A 570-nucleotide genomic window follows, 5' to 3' on the forward strand; every position below is an offset into this window, starting at 1 on the left:
GGAGCGGATGTCGAGGCGGGCCTGGCGGCGGGGCGCGCGGCGGGCGCAGGCACTTGAGCCCAAGAGGGCGCCAAAGTGGGTGTCGCGACCAGGAGCCCGGCCAGAAGCCCGATCCGACGCCCGAACCCCGATCCCAGCATGGTCGTCCTCGTCCCGTCGCGCCGGGCGCCGCGAGCGGCGGCGCCGGCGATTCGCGCGGTGCGCGAATGCCGGCGGACCCTAGCACCCGGCCGGCCGGCCGCAATCAGCGCGGCGGCGCCGACGGGGTCTGCGCGTCGAAAATCGGGGTCTCGGCAGCCGCGTTGACGACGATCGCCGCATCCTCCGGCAGCAGGAAGCCCTGGGCCTCGGCCTCCCGGGCGGCGGCGCGCACGCGGTTCACGTAGTCGGCCTGCCTTCGGTAGCGCTCGGTCAGCGAAGGCGGCCCGCCCCCGCCGGCATTTCGCGCGAACGGCCGGTAGGCGCCGACGAGCGAGCAGGTGAAGGTGGAGAGCGGTGCGTTCTGCAGGCCGTGGACGCCGAGCGGCACGGCGATGTCGGGCAGGCGCACGCCGCCGAGCGGGTTGCCGT

Annotated in this window: 1 protein-coding gene; it reads right to left on the reverse strand. The window is 75.8% G+C overall.

Going from position 1 to position 570, the window contains the following annotated elements; all coding sequences use genetic code 11:
- Positions 1 to 244 precede the first annotated feature (244 nt).
- On the reverse strand, positions 245 to 570 hold a 326-nt coding region (locus tag FV222_RS30430; RefSeq protein WP_281406953.1), incomplete at its 5' end, for an alpha/beta hydrolase domain-containing protein.

The organism is Methylobacterium sp. WL103 (assembly GCF_008039885.1).
Lineage (GTDB): Bacteria > Pseudomonadota > Alphaproteobacteria > Rhizobiales > Beijerinckiaceae > Methylobacterium > Methylobacterium cerastii.